This window comes from Streptomyces sp. 378 (assembly GCF_030124145.1).
GTDB lineage: Bacteria > Actinomycetota > Actinomycetes > Streptomycetales > Streptomycetaceae > Streptomyces.
Genome location: NZ_JASKMS010000013.1, coordinates 169,336 through 183,310, shown reverse-complemented (window position 1 = coordinate 183,310; position 13,975 = coordinate 169,336). Strand labels below are relative to the sequence as shown.

The window sequence follows — 13,975 nt, the reverse complement described above, 5'->3', positions numbered from 1 at the left end:
TAGCCCCGGGCCACTTGGTGGTCCGGGGCTCATCGCTTTCCGGGCCCTCTTCGCTGCCCGGCGCCTCGTCCGGGACTGTGGTTTCCGCTACTTCTGCGCTCGCACGGGGAGGTCGAGGATGACGCGGGTGCCGCGGTCCGGAGCCGGGACCATGTCGAAAGTGCCGCCCAATTCGCCCTCCACCAAGGTCCGCACGATCTGCAGGCCGAGATTGCCGGCGGTGTGCGGATCGAACCCTTCCGGCAGGCCGACCCCGTCGTCCTGCACCGTGACCAGCAGCCGGGCTTCCTTGGTCGTGCCGCCACGGACCGCCGAAACCTCCACCGTGCCGGTGTCGCCCTCGCGGAAACCGTGCTCCAGCGCGTTCTGCAGCACCTCGGTCAGCACCATCGACAACGGGGTGGCGACCTCGGCGTCGAGAATGCCGAAGCGGCCGGTGCGCCGGCCTGCGACCTTGCCCGGGGAGATCTCCGCGACCATGGCCAGCACACGGTCGGCGATGTCGTCGAACTCGACCCGCTCGTCCAGGTTCTGCGAGAGCGTCTCGTGCACGATCGCAATCGATCCGACGCGCCGCACCGCCTCTTCGAGGGCCTCGCGCCCACGGTCGGACTCGATACGCCGGGCCTGGAGGCGGAGCAGCGCCGCCACGGTCTGCAGGTTGTTCTTGACCCGGTGGTGGATCTCCCGGATGGTCGCGTCCTTGGTGATCAACTCGCGCTCACGGCGACGCAGTTCGGTGACGTCGCGGAGCAGGACGAGGGAACCGATCCGAGTGCCCTTCGGCTTGAGCGGGATGGCGCGGAACTGGATCACTCCGTCTGTGGCCTCGATCTCGAACTCGCGCGGCGCCCAGCCGCTGGCGACCTTGGCGAGCGCCTCGTCCACCGGGCCCCGGGTCGGCGCGAGTTCGGCGGTGGTCCTGCCCAGGTGCTGCCCGACGAGGTCGGAGGCGAGGCCGAGCCGGTGGTAGGCGGACAGGGCGTTCGGGGAGGCGTACTGCACGATGGCGTCCGCGTCGAGCCGGATCAGGCCGTCGCCGACCCGGGGCGAGGCGTCCATGTCGAGCTGTTGGTTCGCGAACGGGAAGGATCCGGCCGCGATCATCTGCGCGAGGTCGGACGCACTCTGCAGATAGGTGAGCTCCAGACGGCTCGGAGTGCGCACGGTGAGGAGGTTGGTGTTGCGCGCGATGACGCCGAGGACGCGCCCTTCCCTCCGTACGGGGATCGACTCGACCCGGACGGGTACCTCCTCGCGCCACTCGGGGTCGCCCTCGCGCACGATGCGGCCCTCGTCGAGAGCTACGTCCAGCATCGGGCGGCGGCCGCGCGGGACGAGGTGGCCCACCATGTCGTCCTGGTACGAGGTCGGGCCGGTGTTGGGTCGCATCTGGGCGACCGAGACGTACCGGGCGCCGTCGCTGGTGGGGACCCACAGGACCAGGTCGGCGAAGGAGAGGTCGGAGAGCAGCTGCCACTCCGAGACCAGCAGGTGCAGCCACTCGAGGTCGGTGTCGTCGAGGGCGGTGTGCTGGCGTACGAGTTCGTTCATGGAGGGCACGTGTGCGAGCGTACCCGGGGGTTCGTACGGCCCTGAAACACCCGCGGGCCGCGGCGCCTGAGAGGGACCCTCAACCCTCCCGGCACCGCAGCCCGGAGCAACATCGGCCGTGGGGTGTGCGGTCCCGGTCGGCCGAAGGATGAGGAGCCGGGGCAGTCAGGGCAGAGAGCCTCGGTTCCTCGGTCCGCCTTCCTGTGCGGGGAAGACGGAGGCTGGTGCGCGTTGCACACGCGCCACTCGTTACGCATTGTGGACTAGACCACTTGTGAGTGTCCATGCGTGAGAGGCTGTTCGTTGTTGTCTTTTCTGCGGCACGTCGGACGCACCGCCGCCCAGCAGGCAGCCTAACCCGTGTGGGTTCCTGTGCGGGGCCAGATGGACAGGGCAATTTCCGCGACGGCCTCCAGTTCCTCCCGGCTCGCCCCGTCGCGCGCCTGTTGTGACATGCCCTGGATCATCGCCCCGGTGTGGCGGGCCAGTGCGGCGGCGTCGGTGGCCGGCGGCAGCACGCCGGCGGCGACATCGGCTCTGATGCGACTCTCGAACGCGGCGATGTTGGCGTTGCGACGGTCCCGCAGCGACTGCTCCACCTCGGGGTTGGAACAATTCGCGGCCGCGTGGACGACGAGACAGCCGTGCGGGTGGCCGGGTTCGGTGTAGACGGCGGCGGCTTCGCGGAGGATGCGCTCGACGGCGGCCCGCGCCGTGGGCTCCTCGGCGAGGGCGCGGTCGGTGAAGGATCCGTGCCGCGTGCCGTACACGCGGACGACCTCGTCGAAGAGGGAGCGCTTGTCCCCGAAAGCCGCGTAGAGGCTGGGCGCGCCGATGTCCATGACACGGGTGAGGTCGGAGACGGACGTGGCCTCGTAACCGTGCTCCCAGAAGGCCAGAAGGGCTTTCTCCAGCGCGGTCTCGCGATCGAAGGAGCGGGGGCGGCCACGAGGCCTGGCCTTGGTCTTGCCGCCCCCGGTGACCCTCGCGCTCGTGGCGTCGGGCTCCTTCAGGGTCTTCGCGGTTCCGTCGTCGTTCACCATGGGGTGCATTTTATAGCGGGCACTAGAGAAATGTCGCCGGGCTGCTGTACGGTCATTTCTGTAGCGACCGCTAGGTAAATGAGAAGGGGGCCCCGTCATGGGCGTACTCACAGGCAGGACGGCACTCGTCACAGGGGCGAGCAGGGGCATCGGACGAGGAATCGCCGAGCGGCTGGGGCGTGACGGCGCACGGGTCGCGGTGCACTACGGCAGGAACGAGAAGGCGGCGAAGGAGACGGTCGCGGCGATCGAGAGGGCCGGAGGCTCGGCGTTCGCGGTGGGCGTGGAGCTGGGCCTGCCGGGGGACACCGAGGCACTGTGGGAGGAGTTCGACCGCCACGCGGACGGGCTGGACATCCTGGTGAACAACGCGGCGATCGGTACCACACGGCCGATCGGGCAATTGGAGGAGCGGGAGTACGACGAGATCTTCGCGGTGAACGTGAAAGCGCCGTTCTTCATCCTCAAGCACGGCATGACGCGCCTGCGGGACGGCGGCCGGGTCGTCAACATCTCGTCGGGGCTGGCCAGGACGGCGGTGATGCCGGACTACATGGCGTACGCGATGACGAAGGGCGCGCTGGACGTCTTCTCGCGGGACCTGTCCAAGGTGCTGGGGCACCGGGGCATCACGGTGAACTCGGTGGCCCCGGGCATCATCGACACGGACAACACGGCAGAACTGCTGCACGGCAGCCCTGACGGCTGGGCGAAGGCCGCGGCGATATCGGCACTGGGCGGGGTCGGCGAGCCCGCCGAGGTCGCCGACGTGGTGGCGTTCCTGGTGTCGGACGGGGGGCGGTGGGTGACGGGGAGTTGGGTGGATGTGACGGGAGGTTCGCTCACGTAGGAGTGGAGGGGTGGGTCGTGGTGGCACGGTGACCGTGCGAGCCCGGGTGGGGCACTGACCGTGACAGCCCGGGTGGGGCACGGTGTTCGCGACGACCAAGTAGCGCGGCCCGCGGTGGCGCTCGGGCCCCCGTCCTCAGTGCGTCTCCGTCACCTTCGCCAGCGCCCGGGGCGCGTCCGGGTCCTGGCCCCGGGCGAGGGTGACCTCGTAGGCCAGGAGTTGGAGGGGGCCGGACAGGAGCCGGCGTAGGACGGCCGGTTGTTCCGCCATCTCCCGGGCCATCGTCCGGCCGGGGAACTCGCGCAGGTGGTCCGGTGCCTCCCAGGGCGCTGCCTCCGAGGGTGATGAGGAGAGTGTTCACCCCCTGGTGACCTGGTCGGCACGGTGGCGGCGCCCCCGCGGGAGCGCCGGTGCCGACCCTGGGAGGGGCAGTCCTCCTCTGTTAGATTGGTCTAAACCACGTGACCCTCGCGGGTCCAGTCCCAGTGAACACTCCCCTCAGATCGGCCCTCCTCTCAGATCGGCAGGCCCAGCGTGGAAGTTGTCATCGTTCCGGACGCCAAGTCGGGCGGCGAGCTCATTGCCGAGGCCATGGCCCAGCTGCTCCGACGCAAGCCCGGTGCCCTGCTCGGCGTGGCCACCGGCTCGACACCGCTGCCCGTGTACGAGGCGCTGGCGGCGAAGGTGCGCTCCGGTGCCGTGGATGTCGGGCGGGCTCGGATCGCGCAGCTCGACGAGTACGCGGGACTGCCCGCCGATCACCCGGAGTCCTACCGCTCGGTGCTGCGGCGTGAGGTGCTGGAGCCGTTGGGGATCGGGATGGACCAGTTCACGGGCCCGGACGGCACGGCGGACGACGTGCAGGGGGCGTGCGAGGCGTACGACAAGGCGCTGTCGGACGCCGGAGGCGTGGACCTTCAGCTGCTGGGGATCGGGACCGACGGGCACATAGGGTTCAACGAGCCGTGCTCCTCGCTGGCGTCGCGGACCCGGATCAAGACGCTGACCGAGCAGACCCGGATCGACAACGCACGCTTCTTCGACGGCGACATCGACCAGGTGCCGCACCACGTGATCACTCAGGGCATCGGCACCATCCTGGAGGCCCGGCATCTGGTGCTGCTCGCCACAGGCGAGGGCAAGGCCGACGCGGTCGCGGCGACCGTGGAGGGGCCGGTCGCCGCGGTGTGCCCGGCGTCCGCGCTCCAGCTCCACCCCCATGCGACCGTCGTCGTCGACGAGGCCGCCGCGTCGAAGCTGAAGCTGGCGGACTACTTCCGGCACACCTACGCCAACAAGCCGGAGTGGCAGGGGATCTAGCCAGGGTCTTCCGACCGAACCGGTCGGTGTCGTCGCGTCCCTGCCGCCCGATCCGACGACAGGCCCGGCGGCCGAGAGCCCTGCCTAGCGGCCGAGTACCTCCGCCTCCAACACGTCGTCCTCGGCCGGTTCGTCCTGGGCGCGCCAGCCCGCCACCCACAGGGGCATCACCCAGTGGACGACGAGGACGGCGATCAGCAGGGGTGCGGCATAGGCCTTAGGGGCGTCGCCGGCGACCCCGCCCGTGATCAGCAGCGTGACCACCACCGCTGTCAGGAGCAGGGTCGTCACACGGTGCGCCCGGGCCAGGACGTGGCTGCGTTCTGCCGACTGGCGCTCGTCCAGCGCGCGTTCGCGCAGTTCCAGCAGACCTCGGGTGGCGCCGTTGATCACGCCGGCGGCCACCATCCAGGGCAGCAGCAGCACTGCCGTCACGGCCACGGGCCACAGTGGCTCGCCCTCGGCGAGGAAAGAGTGGGTCATCAGAGCGCCGATGGCCACAGTGAGGGTGACATGGGCGGCGACGGCCAGGCGGCGGCGCGTCACCGTGGCGTACCAGGCCGCCGCGCGGCGGTCGTTCATCAGCCGCAGCATGCTCCGGTCGTAGCGGGTCAGGCGTGTCGTCGTCATGGCTGGTTCCTCCCGTAGACCTCGTGCGTGAGCGGCCGGAACGGTTCGAGGGAGAAGAGGGCCTCGACCGGCAGGCCGAAGAACCTGGAGATCTTCAGCGCCAGGTCGAGGCTCGGGTTGTACTGCCCCCGCTCGATGTAGCCGATGGTCTGGTAGTGGGCTCCCACTGCCTCGGCCAGGCTCTGGCGCGACACCTTGTGTTCGGCGCGCACCACGGCCAACCTGTTGTGCACCTGCTCGCTCATGTATAAGAAGTACTACATCCGGACGCAGCTTTACAACCCCGCTTCCGCTTGCGGCCGCTGCGAGCGAAGACGGGGCCGGTGGTGAAGGACGCGTCGGCTCGAGGGTCTCCACGGCATCCGCATCCGCGCCTCGGCGGGTCCACTGCGGTAAGGGAACCCAACCAAGGCCACGGCGAGGGTGTCCTCGGCCGGGCCGGCACGGAGTGCGGCGGACCGGCCGGTCCACCCGCCGACTCTCACCTCAACCGGGCCCACAGCCAGTGCAGCGGACCGGCCGACTCACCCACTCACTCCCACCAACCCCACGACTCCGCCGCTCACCTCAGCCGGACCACACGGAGTGCACCGAACCGGCCGGTCCACCTGCTCGCTCTCACCTCAGCCGGACCGCACGGAGCGCAGCGGAGCAGCCGGCTCACCCGCCCGCTCTCACCACCCCATGACCCCGGCGATCACCTCGGCCGCCGCCCGGGCGCAGACGCGGGCCGCGCCGTGGGTGGCGAGGTGCAGGGCGCCGCGCGGAGCGGCCTGGGGGACGCCCATCTCGACGACGATGGTGTCGGGGCGGGCCGCCAGCAGGGTGTGGAGGGCGGAGGCCATCCAGGGGTGGCGGTGTTCGTCGCGGACGACGGCGACGATGCGGCGCGGGCCGGCTGCCTGAAGGGCTGCCCGGCCCGCGCTCTCGCCTGCCTCGGTCTCCGGGCCGTCCCCGGCGGAGAAGCTGCCCGTCACCGTGCCCGGCAGGAGGTGGACGAGTTCCGCGGCGACGCCCCACGGGGTCTCGTCGCCCACGGCGATGTTGGCGACGGGGGTGAGGGCGGCGACGTACGGCGGTTCGGTGAGGGGCTCGAAGGCGTCTGGGCTGTTCAGGCCCGGTGCGGCGGTCACGGTCAGGGCGCGGCGGGCGGCGTGCAGGCCGACCTCGGTGCCTTGGGTGCCCTGGGCGCCCTGGGCGCCGTCGGCCGGGCGACCCGTCGTGCCCGCCCAGCGGGCCAGGGCGCGTACCCGGTCAGCCGCCTCGGCCAGGCGGTCCTCCGGGAGTTCACCGACGCGCACGGCTCCGACGAGGGCGTCGCGCAGGCGCTGTACGGTCGCGTCGTCGGCCAGGCCGCCGCCCACGCAGATCGCGTCGGCGCCCGCGGCGATGGCGAGGACGCTGCCGCGTTCGATGCCGTAGGTGCCGGCGATGGCGCGCATCTCCATGCCGTCGGTGACGATGAGGCCGTCGTAGCCGAGCTCGCCGCGGAGCAGGCCGGTGAGGATGCGCCGGGAGAGGGTGGCCGGGCGGTCGGGGTCGAGGGCGGGGACCAGGATGTGGGCGCTCATGACGGCCCGGGTGCCGGCGGCGATGGCGGCGCGGAACGGGGTCAGTTCACGCTCGGCCAGCACGTCGGCGGAGATGCCGATGCGCGGCAGGGCGTGGTGGGAGTCGACGGCCGTGTCGCCGTGGCCGGGGAAGTGCTTGGTGCAGGCGGCGACTCCGGCGGACTGCAGGCCGGTGACGTAGGCGGCGGTGTGCCGGGCGGTCAGTGCGGTGTCGGCGCCGAAGGAGCGGACACCGATGACCGGGTTGCGCGGATCGGAGTTGACGTCGGCGGAGGGGGCCCAGTTGAGGTTGACGCCGCAGGCGGCGAGGCGGCGGCCCAGCTCGTGGGCGACCTGCTGGGTCAGCTCCACGTCGTCGACCGCGCCGAGGGCGTGGTTGCCCGGGAAGGAGGAGCCGCTGCGCACCTCCAGGCGGGTCACGTCACCGCCCTCCTCGTCGATCGCGACGAGGACGTCGTCGCGCTCGGCCCGCAGCTGGGCGGTCAGGGCGGCCAGTTGGCCTGGGGAGGCGATGTTGCGGCCGAACAGTCCGACGGAGGCGAGGCCCTCACCGAGCCGCCGCAGCAGCCAGTCGGGGGCGGTGGTGCCGGTGAAGCCGGGCTGGAGGACCGTCAGGGCGTCGCGGGTGAGTGTGTCGGTGCCGCTGGCGAGTGTCGTCATCGGGTGGGGTCATCCCTTCACGGCGCCCGCGGTCAGGCCCGCGGCCATCTTGCGCTGGACGAGGAGGAAGAGGGCGACGATCGGCACGGCCATCATCGTGGCGCCGGCCATCATCGGGGCGTATTCGGTGCCGTGTTTGGTGGTGAAGTTGCCGAGCCAGACGGTCGCGGTCTGGTTCTTCTGGCTGAGCAGCATCAGGGCGTAGAGGTACTCGTTCCAGGCCTGGATGAAACCGTAGACCGAGGTGGCGACCATGCCGGGGGCCAGGAGCGGGAAGACGACCCGCAGGAAGGCGCCGGTGCGGGAGCAGCCGTCGACCATGGCGGCCTCCTCCAGTTCCTTCGGGATGTTGACGATGAAGCCCCTCAGCGTCCACACCGTGAACGGGAGGATGAAGGTCAGGTACGTGATGATGAGGCCGGTGAGCCGGTCGTACTGGCCCAGGTCGTTGAGGAGCAGGAACACCGGGATGATCATGGCGACCAGCGGGACCATCTGGACGGCGAGGATGCCCACGATCACGATTTTCCGGCCGCGGAAGGCGAACCGGGAGATGGCGAGCGCGGCCAGCAGCCCCACGACCATGCCGATGACGACCACGGCCAGCGACACCACCAGGCTGCGTCCCACCGGGCCCCAGAAGTCGGCGATGTCCAGTGCCCGGCTGAAGTTGTCGAGGGTGACGCCGGTCGGCAGCAGGCTCGGATCCGCGTTGATGGCGTCCTTGGCGGGCTTGAACGCCGTGTTGAGCATCCAGTAGAGCGGGAAGCCCGCGGTGACGAAGACGAGGAGGCCGAGGAGGTTCCAGCCGAGCCGCGAGTTCCTCCGGCGGCCGGTTCCGGCGAGCGTGCTCATTCGACCTCTCCGATCTTCAGCATCTGCCGCATGTAGACGGCGACGACGCCGAGCAGCAGCAGGACGGTGATCAGCGCGATGGCCGAGCCCTGGGCGTAGTCGTTGACCACGAAGGCCCGGTCGTAGGAGTAGGTGTTGAGCACCTGGAACTCCGGCTCGGGGTGGCCGTTGCGCATGACGAACACCTGGGGGAAGACGCCCATGTCCCAGATGACCGACAGGGTCGTGAGCATCACGATGATCGGCTTGAGGACGGGCAGGGTGACATAGCGGAAGACGCCCCAGGAGCCGGCGCCGTCCAGGCGTGCGGCCTCCTCCAGTTCCTTCGGGACCTGGGTGAGGCCGGCGCTGAGCGTGATGACCACGAACGGCACGGCTCCCCAGATCACCAGCAGCATGATCACCGCCAGTCCCTCGGGGCCGCTCGCGAACCAGTTGTGGCCGATCATCTCGACGCCGGGCAACTTGCTGAGCAGGGCGTTGAAGACGCCGTAGTCCGAGTCGAAGAGCCACTTGAAGACCGTGGTCGCGACGATCACCGGCATGCCCCAGCTGGCCACCAGCACGATGTTGATGAGGATCTTCAGCCAGCCGGAGACCCGCTGGAGCAGCAGGGCGAGCGCCATGCCGATCACCATGGTGAAGACGACGGCGCCGCCCGCGAAGACGATCGTGCGCAGGACGACGGCCCAGAACTCGCCGTCGCCCAGCACCTTGGCGAAGTTGTCGAACCCGACCGTCTCGGCCGGCTGGAAGCCCCACAGCTGGGACTGACCGAACTTCTGGAAGGACAGGGTGACCAGCCGGACCAGCGGATACCCCATGACCAGGGCGAGGATCAGCAGGCAGGGCGCGAGCAGCAGCCAGGGGGCATGGGCCCCGCCGGACGTGCGCTGCCCGCGGGGCCGCCGGTCCCTCGGGGGCGGCGGTGGTGCCTGCCGCGGTGGCGGCACCTTGGCAGGGGTGGTGGTGTCTGCGGCACTCATCGCGCGCTCCTTGGCGGTCCCTCAGGTCGTACGAGAATCAGGGCCCCGTCCCTGACTGCGGGGAGGCGACGGGGCCCTGGGCTCAGGTCACTTGGTGTTGATGACCTTGTCGATCGCCGCGTCCGCGTCCTTGGCGGCGGCCTCGACGGACTTCTTGCCGGTGCCGATGCTCTGCAGCATGGTCTGCAGGATCTGGGCCTTCTCGACCTGGCCCCAGCCGGGAGCCATGGGGACGAACCAGTTGGACTCGGCAGCGGTGGCGGGCACCGCCGTCTTCGGGTCGTTCTTGAGCGTCGCGAGGTCGGTCTTGTTGTTGGGCAGGTTGCCCTTGGCCATCAGGCCCTTCTGCCCGGAGGAGCCGGTGAACGCGTTGATCCACTCGGCGGCCAGGGCCTGCGCGTCGGACTTCACCGGCACGGCGAGGTCGGAGCCGCCGAGGAAGACGGGCATGTTCTTGCCGGACGGGCCGGGCATCACGAAGTTCTCGAGGTTGCCCTTGAGCTTGCCGGTCTTGTCGTTCTTCGGGTCCTCGGCGGTGGCGCCCTCCCAGGCGGCCGCGAAGATCATGGCGGACTTGCCCTGGCCGTAGACGATGTAGCGGTCGGCCTCGTCCTTGGTCTTGTCGCCGTGCATGTAGCGGTCGATGACGTTCTTGAACTCGGTGAGGCCCTTGAGGGACTCGGGCGAGGAGAGGGAGGCCTTCCACTGGCCGCCCGACTCGGTGGCGATGGCGCCGCCGGCGTCGTAGACGAAGGACATGGCCGCGTACCAGTCGCGGGTGGGCTGGTACCAGGCGTTGTACTTGTCGCCCTGCTTCTTCTGGATCTTGTCCAGGGCGTCGGTCAGTTCCTTGTACGTCTTCGGCGTGGACTTCACCCCGACCGAGGCGGCCACGTCCTTGCGCCAGTTGGCGACGCGGCCACCGGCGTAGTAGGGGACGCCGTAGATCTTGCCCTCGTAGGTGACGGAGGCCTTGAGGCCGTCCAGCCAGGCGTCCGCGTTGTCGAACGTGCCCCGATCGAGGGGGGCGAAGGCGCCCTTGACCATGTAGCCGAGCATCTCGGTGTTGCCCATCTCGACCACGTCGGGCACCTTGTCGGTGGCGAGGACGGCGTCGAGCTTGGCGTTCTTGTCGGGCCAGCCGTAGTACTCATGGTTGATCTTGACGCCGGGGTGCTTCTTCTTCACCGCGGCATCGGCGGCCTTCACCAGCTCCGGCCAGTTGTTCTGGGCGTCGACGGTGAGCCAGACGGTCAGCTCCTTGGCGTCCGCGCCCTTGTCGGAACCCCCGCCACCCTCGCCGCCGCACGCCGCGATGGAGACCATCATGCCCGCGATACCGATCGCGGCTGTCAGCTTGCGCTTCACGCCACCCTCCTCAGGGATCCCACAACCCCCCTGGCTCCCCGCAGTGCACGTGGGGCCGGGCCTGGACCAATGGTGTAGACCAGTACGGGGAGCTTGGACCAGACCAGCAGGCCTGTCAAGGCTCCCGATACAGCCCTGACCAGCCGTTATGCGACCTACATATGCAGGAACCTTTAAGTAAGAAGCCAGCGAAAACCCGGGTGCACACGGCATACTGCGGGTAGACCACAGGGAATGGTGGACTAGACCAAAAGAAGCGCCGACGGTATACAAGTGGGATCGTGTCGGCGGACGAGCCGGAAGGCGGAGCATGAGCACCGAGGTCAGCAGTGCGGAGAACGAGAACGGGGTGCCCGTCCGTACCGCGCGCGTGCCCAAGTACTACCGCCTGAAGAAGCACCTGCTCGACATGACGGAAACCCAGGCGCCCGGCACGCCGGTTCCGCCCGAGCGCACGCTGGCGGCGGAGTTCGACACCTCCCGCACGACCGTGCGCCAGGCGCTGCAGGAGCTGGTCGTCGAAGGCCGACTGGAGCGCATCCAGGGCAAGGGCACGTTCGTCGCCAAGCCGAAGGTCTCGCAGGCGCTGCAACTGACCTCGTACACCGAGGACATGCGCGCCCAGGGCCTCGAACCCACCTCGCAGCTGCTGGACATCGGCTACATCACCGCCGACGACCGCCTGGCCGGGCTGCTCGACATCACGCCCGGCGGGCGCGTGCTGCGCATCGAGCGGCTGCGCATGGCCAACGGCGAACCGATGGCCATCGAGACCACCCACCTGAGCGCCAAGCGCTTCCCCGCCCTGCGCCGCTCCCTGGTGAAGTACACGTCCCTCTACACCGCGCTGGCCGAGGTCTACGACGTCCGTCTCGCGGAGGCCGAGGAGACCATCGAGACGTCCCTTGCCACCCCGCGTGAGGCCGGGCTGCTCGGCACGGACGTCGGCCTGCCGATGCTGATGCTCTCCCGGCACTCGCTGGACCGGGACGGGCAGCCGGTGGAGTGGGTGCGGTCGGTGTACCGGGGCGACCGGTACAAGTTCGTGGCCCGACTGAAGCGGCCCGCCGACTAGGCGCCCCGGACAGGAACTTGGCCGCTGCCGAGGGCTGCCGCGGGACCCTCGTCCGGTTGGGTACCGCATTGCGGACGAGGGGTTCCGCTATCGCCGCACCCTGACCTAGATTGCCTGCGCATCGCACAGGTGATCAACAAGGGGACGGAGCCGCCTGATGTCGCAAGCCCCAGAAGTCAGCAGAGGGCCGGTGGTGACGCCCATGCGCGTCGTCATCGCCGTCTGCCTCGTAGCGCCGTTCGTGGCCATGCTGTGGGTCGGCTCGTACGCGAAGACCGACCCGGTCTTCATCGGGATCCCGTTCTTCTACTGGTACCAGATGGCGTGGGTGCTCATCTCCACCGCCCTGACGATGATCGCCTACAAGCTGTGGCAGCGTGACCAGCGCGCCCGCTCGGCCGCGAAAGGCGGTGCTGCGCGGTGAAGGACGGCGTGAACGGCGTCGCACTCGGCGTCTTCATCTTCTTCTTCCTGGCCGTGACGGTCATGGGCTTCCTGGCAGCGCGCTGGCGCAAGGCCGAGAACGAGCACAGCCTCGACGAATGGGGCCTGGGCGGCCGCTCGTTCGGCACCTGGGTCACCTGGTTCCTACTCGGCGGCGACCTGTACACGGCGTACACCTTCGTCGCCGTCCCGGCCGCGATCTACGCGGCGGGCGCGGCCGGCTTCTTCGCCGTGCCCTACACGATCCTGGTGTACCCGCTGATCTTCACGTTCCTCCCCCGCCTGTGGTCGGTCTCCCACAAGCACGGGTACGTCACGACGTCCGACTTCGTACGCGGCCGCTTCGGCTCGAAGGGCCTGTCGCTCGCGGTGGCCCTGACCGGCATCCTGGCGACGATGCCGTACATCGCGCTCCAACTCGTCGGTATCCAGGCCGTGCTGGACGTGATGGGTGTCGGCGGCGGCGAGAACACCAACTGGTTCATCAAGGACCTGCCGCTGCTGATCGCGTTCGGCGTGCTGGCGGCGTACACGTACTCGTCGGGTCTGCGGGCCCCCGCGCTCATCGCGTTCGTGAAGGACACGCTGATCTACATCGTCATCGCGGTGGCGATCATCTACATCCCGATCAAGCTGGGCGGCTTCGACGACATCTTCGCCAAGGCCGGCGAGGCCTACAGCCAGACCAACCCGGCCACGGGTGCGCCGCGCGGCGCGCTGGTGCCGTCGGAGGCGGGCCAGTGGACCTACGCCACACTGGCGCTGGGCTCCGCCCTGGCCCTCTTCATGTACCCGCACTCCATCACGGCCACGCTGTCGTCGAAGAGCCGTGACGTGATCCGCCGCAACACCACGATCCTGCCGCTGTACTCCCTGATGCTGGGTCTGCTCGCGCTGCTCGGGTTCATGGCGATCGCGGCCGGCATCAAGGTGCAGAACGGGCAGCTGGCCATTCCGCAGCTGTTCGAGACGATGTTCCCGGACTGGTTCGCGGGCGTGGCGTTCGCGGCGATCGGCATCGGCGCTCTGGTGCCCGCGGCCATCATGTCCATCGCGGCCGCGAACCTCTTCACCCGCAACATCTACAAGGACTTCATCAAGCCGGACGCCACACCGGCGCAGGAGACCAAGGTCTCCAAGCTGGTCTCCCTGCTGGTGAAGGTGGGCGCCCTGGCCTTCGTGCTCACCATGGACAAGACGGTCGCCATCAACTTCCAGCTCTTGGGCGGCATCTGGATCCTGCAGACCTTCCCGGCCCTGGTCGGCGGCCTGTTCACCCGCTGGTTCCATCGCTGGGCACTGCTCGCGGGCTGGGCGGTCGGCATGATCTACGGCACGACCGCCGCGTACGGTGTGGCCTCCCCGACGCAGAAGCACTTCGGCGGCAGCGCGAAGGAGATCCCCGGCATCGGGGAGATCGGCTACATCGGCCTCACGGCGTTCGTCCTGAACGTCGTCGTCACCGTCGTCCTGACCTTCGCCCTGAAGGCCGTGAAGGCCCCCGAAGGCATCGACGAGACCAAGCCGGAGGACTACACGGCGGACGCGGGCGACCCGGGGGTCCAGGTGGAGCTCCCGCCCGCGACCGCCGGTAGCGCCCACTAGGGGCGCGGGAACCC

The 13,975-nt window shown here is 69.5% G+C and carries 14 protein-coding genes; 5 read left to right on the top strand and 9 right to left on the bottom strand.

The window, feature by feature from the left end; genetic code table 11:
* Positions 1 to 87: 87 nt before the first annotated feature.
* Positions 88 to 1,554, bottom strand: coding sequence for a sensor histidine kinase (locus QNO09_RS19765; protein WP_283971544.1), 1,467 nt, complete (start codon positions 1,552 to 1,554; stop codon positions 88 to 90).
* Between the two features lie 353 nt (positions 1,555 to 1,907).
* Positions 1,908 to 2,606 carry a TetR/AcrR family transcriptional regulator gene (locus tag QNO09_RS19760; RefSeq protein WP_502962321.1) on the bottom strand — a complete coding sequence of 233 codons (699 nt, stop codon included), beginning with the start codon at positions 2,604 to 2,606 and terminating at the stop codon, positions 1,908 to 1,910.
* Between the two features lie 88 nt (positions 2,607 to 2,694).
* Here QNO09_RS19760 and QNO09_RS19755 point away from each other — a divergent pair, with 88 nt between their 5' ends.
* Positions 2,695 to 3,447, top strand: coding sequence for an SDR family oxidoreductase (locus QNO09_RS19755; protein ID WP_283971524.1), 753 nt, complete (start codon positions 2,695 to 2,697; stop codon positions 3,445 to 3,447).
* Positions 3,448 to 3,582: 135 nt separating this feature from the next.
* Here QNO09_RS19755 and QNO09_RS19750 read toward each other — a convergent pair whose 3' ends face one another.
* Complete coding sequence (locus tag QNO09_RS19750) at positions 3,583 to 3,717, bottom strand: hypothetical protein (RefSeq protein WP_283971546.1); 135 nt, start codon at positions 3,715 to 3,717, stop codon at positions 3,583 to 3,585.
* Between the two features lie 264 nt (positions 3,718 to 3,981).
* On the opposite strand from QNO09_RS19750, the gene nagB reads away from it, so the two are divergent.
* The gene (gene nagB / locus QNO09_RS19745; RefSeq protein ID WP_283971523.1) at positions 3,982 to 4,767 is read left to right on the top strand and encodes a glucosamine-6-phosphate deaminase; all 786 of its coding nucleotides are present in this window, start codon (positions 3,982 to 3,984) and stop codon (positions 4,765 to 4,767) included.
* 84 nt (positions 4,768 to 4,851) lie between these two features.
* Here nagB and QNO09_RS19740 read toward each other — a convergent pair whose 3' ends face one another.
* From QNO09_RS19740 to QNO09_RS19715, 6 genes are all read right to left on the bottom strand, one after another.
* Positions 4,852 to 5,397 carry a hypothetical protein gene (locus tag QNO09_RS19740; RefSeq protein ID WP_283971522.1) on the bottom strand — a complete coding sequence of 182 codons (546 nt, stop codon included), beginning with the start codon at positions 5,395 to 5,397 and terminating at the stop codon, positions 4,852 to 4,854.
* On the bottom strand, positions 5,394 to 5,642 hold the full coding sequence (locus QNO09_RS19735) for a helix-turn-helix transcriptional regulator (RefSeq protein ID WP_283971521.1): 249 nt from the start codon (positions 5,640 to 5,642) through the stop codon (positions 5,394 to 5,396). Before QNO09_RS19735 ends, QNO09_RS19740 begins: the two co-directional genes overlap by 4 nt.
* Positions 5,643 to 6,071: 429 nt before the next feature.
* Entirely contained in the window at positions 6,072 to 7,628 is a 1,557-nt protein-coding gene (locus QNO09_RS19730; protein ID WP_283971520.1) for a glycoside hydrolase family 3 protein, read from the bottom strand.
* Between the two features lie 9 nt (positions 7,629 to 7,637).
* The gene (locus QNO09_RS19725; RefSeq protein WP_283971519.1) at positions 7,638 to 8,483 is read right to left on the bottom strand and encodes a carbohydrate ABC transporter permease; all 846 of its coding nucleotides are present in this window, start codon (positions 8,481 to 8,483) and stop codon (positions 7,638 to 7,640) included.
* Complete coding sequence (locus QNO09_RS19720; protein WP_283971518.1) at positions 8,480 to 9,469, bottom strand: carbohydrate ABC transporter permease; 990 nt, start codon at positions 9,467 to 9,469, stop codon at positions 8,480 to 8,482. Before QNO09_RS19720 ends, QNO09_RS19725 begins: the two co-directional genes overlap by 4 nt.
* A gap of 87 nt (positions 9,470 to 9,556) precedes the next feature.
* Positions 9,557 to 10,837 (bottom strand): extracellular solute-binding protein, encoded by a 1,281-nt coding sequence (locus tag QNO09_RS19715; protein WP_283971517.1) that lies wholly within the window; start codon positions 10,835 to 10,837, stop codon positions 9,557 to 9,559.
* A gap of 310 nt (positions 10,838 to 11,147) precedes the next feature.
* Here QNO09_RS19715 and QNO09_RS19710 point away from each other — a divergent pair, with 310 nt between their 5' ends.
* The 3 genes from QNO09_RS19710 (at position 11,148) to mctP (ending at position 13,961) form a co-directional block, all read left to right on the top strand.
* The gene (locus tag QNO09_RS19710; RefSeq protein ID WP_283971516.1) at positions 11,148 to 11,912 is read left to right on the top strand and encodes a GntR family transcriptional regulator; all 765 of its coding nucleotides are present in this window, start codon (positions 11,148 to 11,150) and stop codon (positions 11,910 to 11,912) included.
* Positions 11,913 to 12,069: 157 nt separating this feature from the next.
* Positions 12,070 to 12,336 carry a DUF3311 domain-containing protein gene (locus QNO09_RS19705; RefSeq protein ID WP_283971515.1) on the top strand — a complete coding sequence of 89 codons (267 nt, stop codon included), beginning with the start codon at positions 12,070 to 12,072 and terminating at the stop codon, positions 12,334 to 12,336.
* On the top strand, positions 12,333 to 13,961 hold the full coding sequence (mctP, locus tag QNO09_RS19700) for a monocarboxylate uptake permease MctP (protein WP_283971514.1): 1,629 nt from the start codon (positions 12,333 to 12,335) through the stop codon (positions 13,959 to 13,961). The genes QNO09_RS19705 and mctP overlap by 4 nt, the downstream gene beginning before the upstream one ends.
* The last annotated feature ends 14 nt before the right edge of the window (positions 13,962 to 13,975 follow it).

Coding starts and splice junctions, on each gene's coding strand:
- QNO09_RS19765 (WP_283971544.1), bottom strand. CDS start 1,554: ATGAACGAACTCGTACGCCAGCACACCGCCCTCGACGACACCGACCTC.
- QNO09_RS19760 (WP_502962321.1), bottom strand. CDS start 2,606: ATGCACCCCATGGTGAACGACGACGGAACCGCGAAGACCCTGAAGGAG.
- QNO09_RS19755 (WP_283971524.1), top strand. CDS start 2,695: ATGGGCGTACTCACAGGCAGGACGGCACTCGTCACAGGGGCGAGCAGG.
- QNO09_RS19750 (WP_283971546.1), bottom strand. CDS start 3,717: ATGGCGGAACAACCGGCCGTCCTACGCCGGCTCCTGTCCGGCCCCCTC.
- QNO09_RS19740 (WP_283971522.1), bottom strand. CDS start 5,397: ATGACGACGACACGCCTGACCCGCTACGACCGGAGCATGCTGCGGCTG.
- QNO09_RS19735 (WP_283971521.1), bottom strand. CDS start 5,642: ATGAGCGAGCAGGTGCACAACAGGTTGGCCGTGGTGCGCGCCGAACAC.
- QNO09_RS19730 (WP_283971520.1), bottom strand. CDS start 7,628: ATGACGACACTCGCCAGCGGCACCGACACACTCACCCGCGACGCCCTG.
- QNO09_RS19725 (WP_283971519.1), bottom strand. CDS start 8,483: ATGAGCACGCTCGCCGGAACCGGCCGCCGGAGGAACTCGCGGCTCGGC.
- QNO09_RS19720 (WP_283971518.1), bottom strand. CDS start 9,469: ATGAGTGCCGCAGACACCACCACCCCTGCCAAGGTGCCGCCACCGCGG.
- QNO09_RS19710 (WP_283971516.1), top strand. CDS start 11,148: ATGAGCACCGAGGTCAGCAGTGCGGAGAACGAGAACGGGGTGCCCGTC.
- QNO09_RS19705 (WP_283971515.1), top strand. CDS start 12,070: ATGTCGCAAGCCCCAGAAGTCAGCAGAGGGCCGGTGGTGACGCCCATG.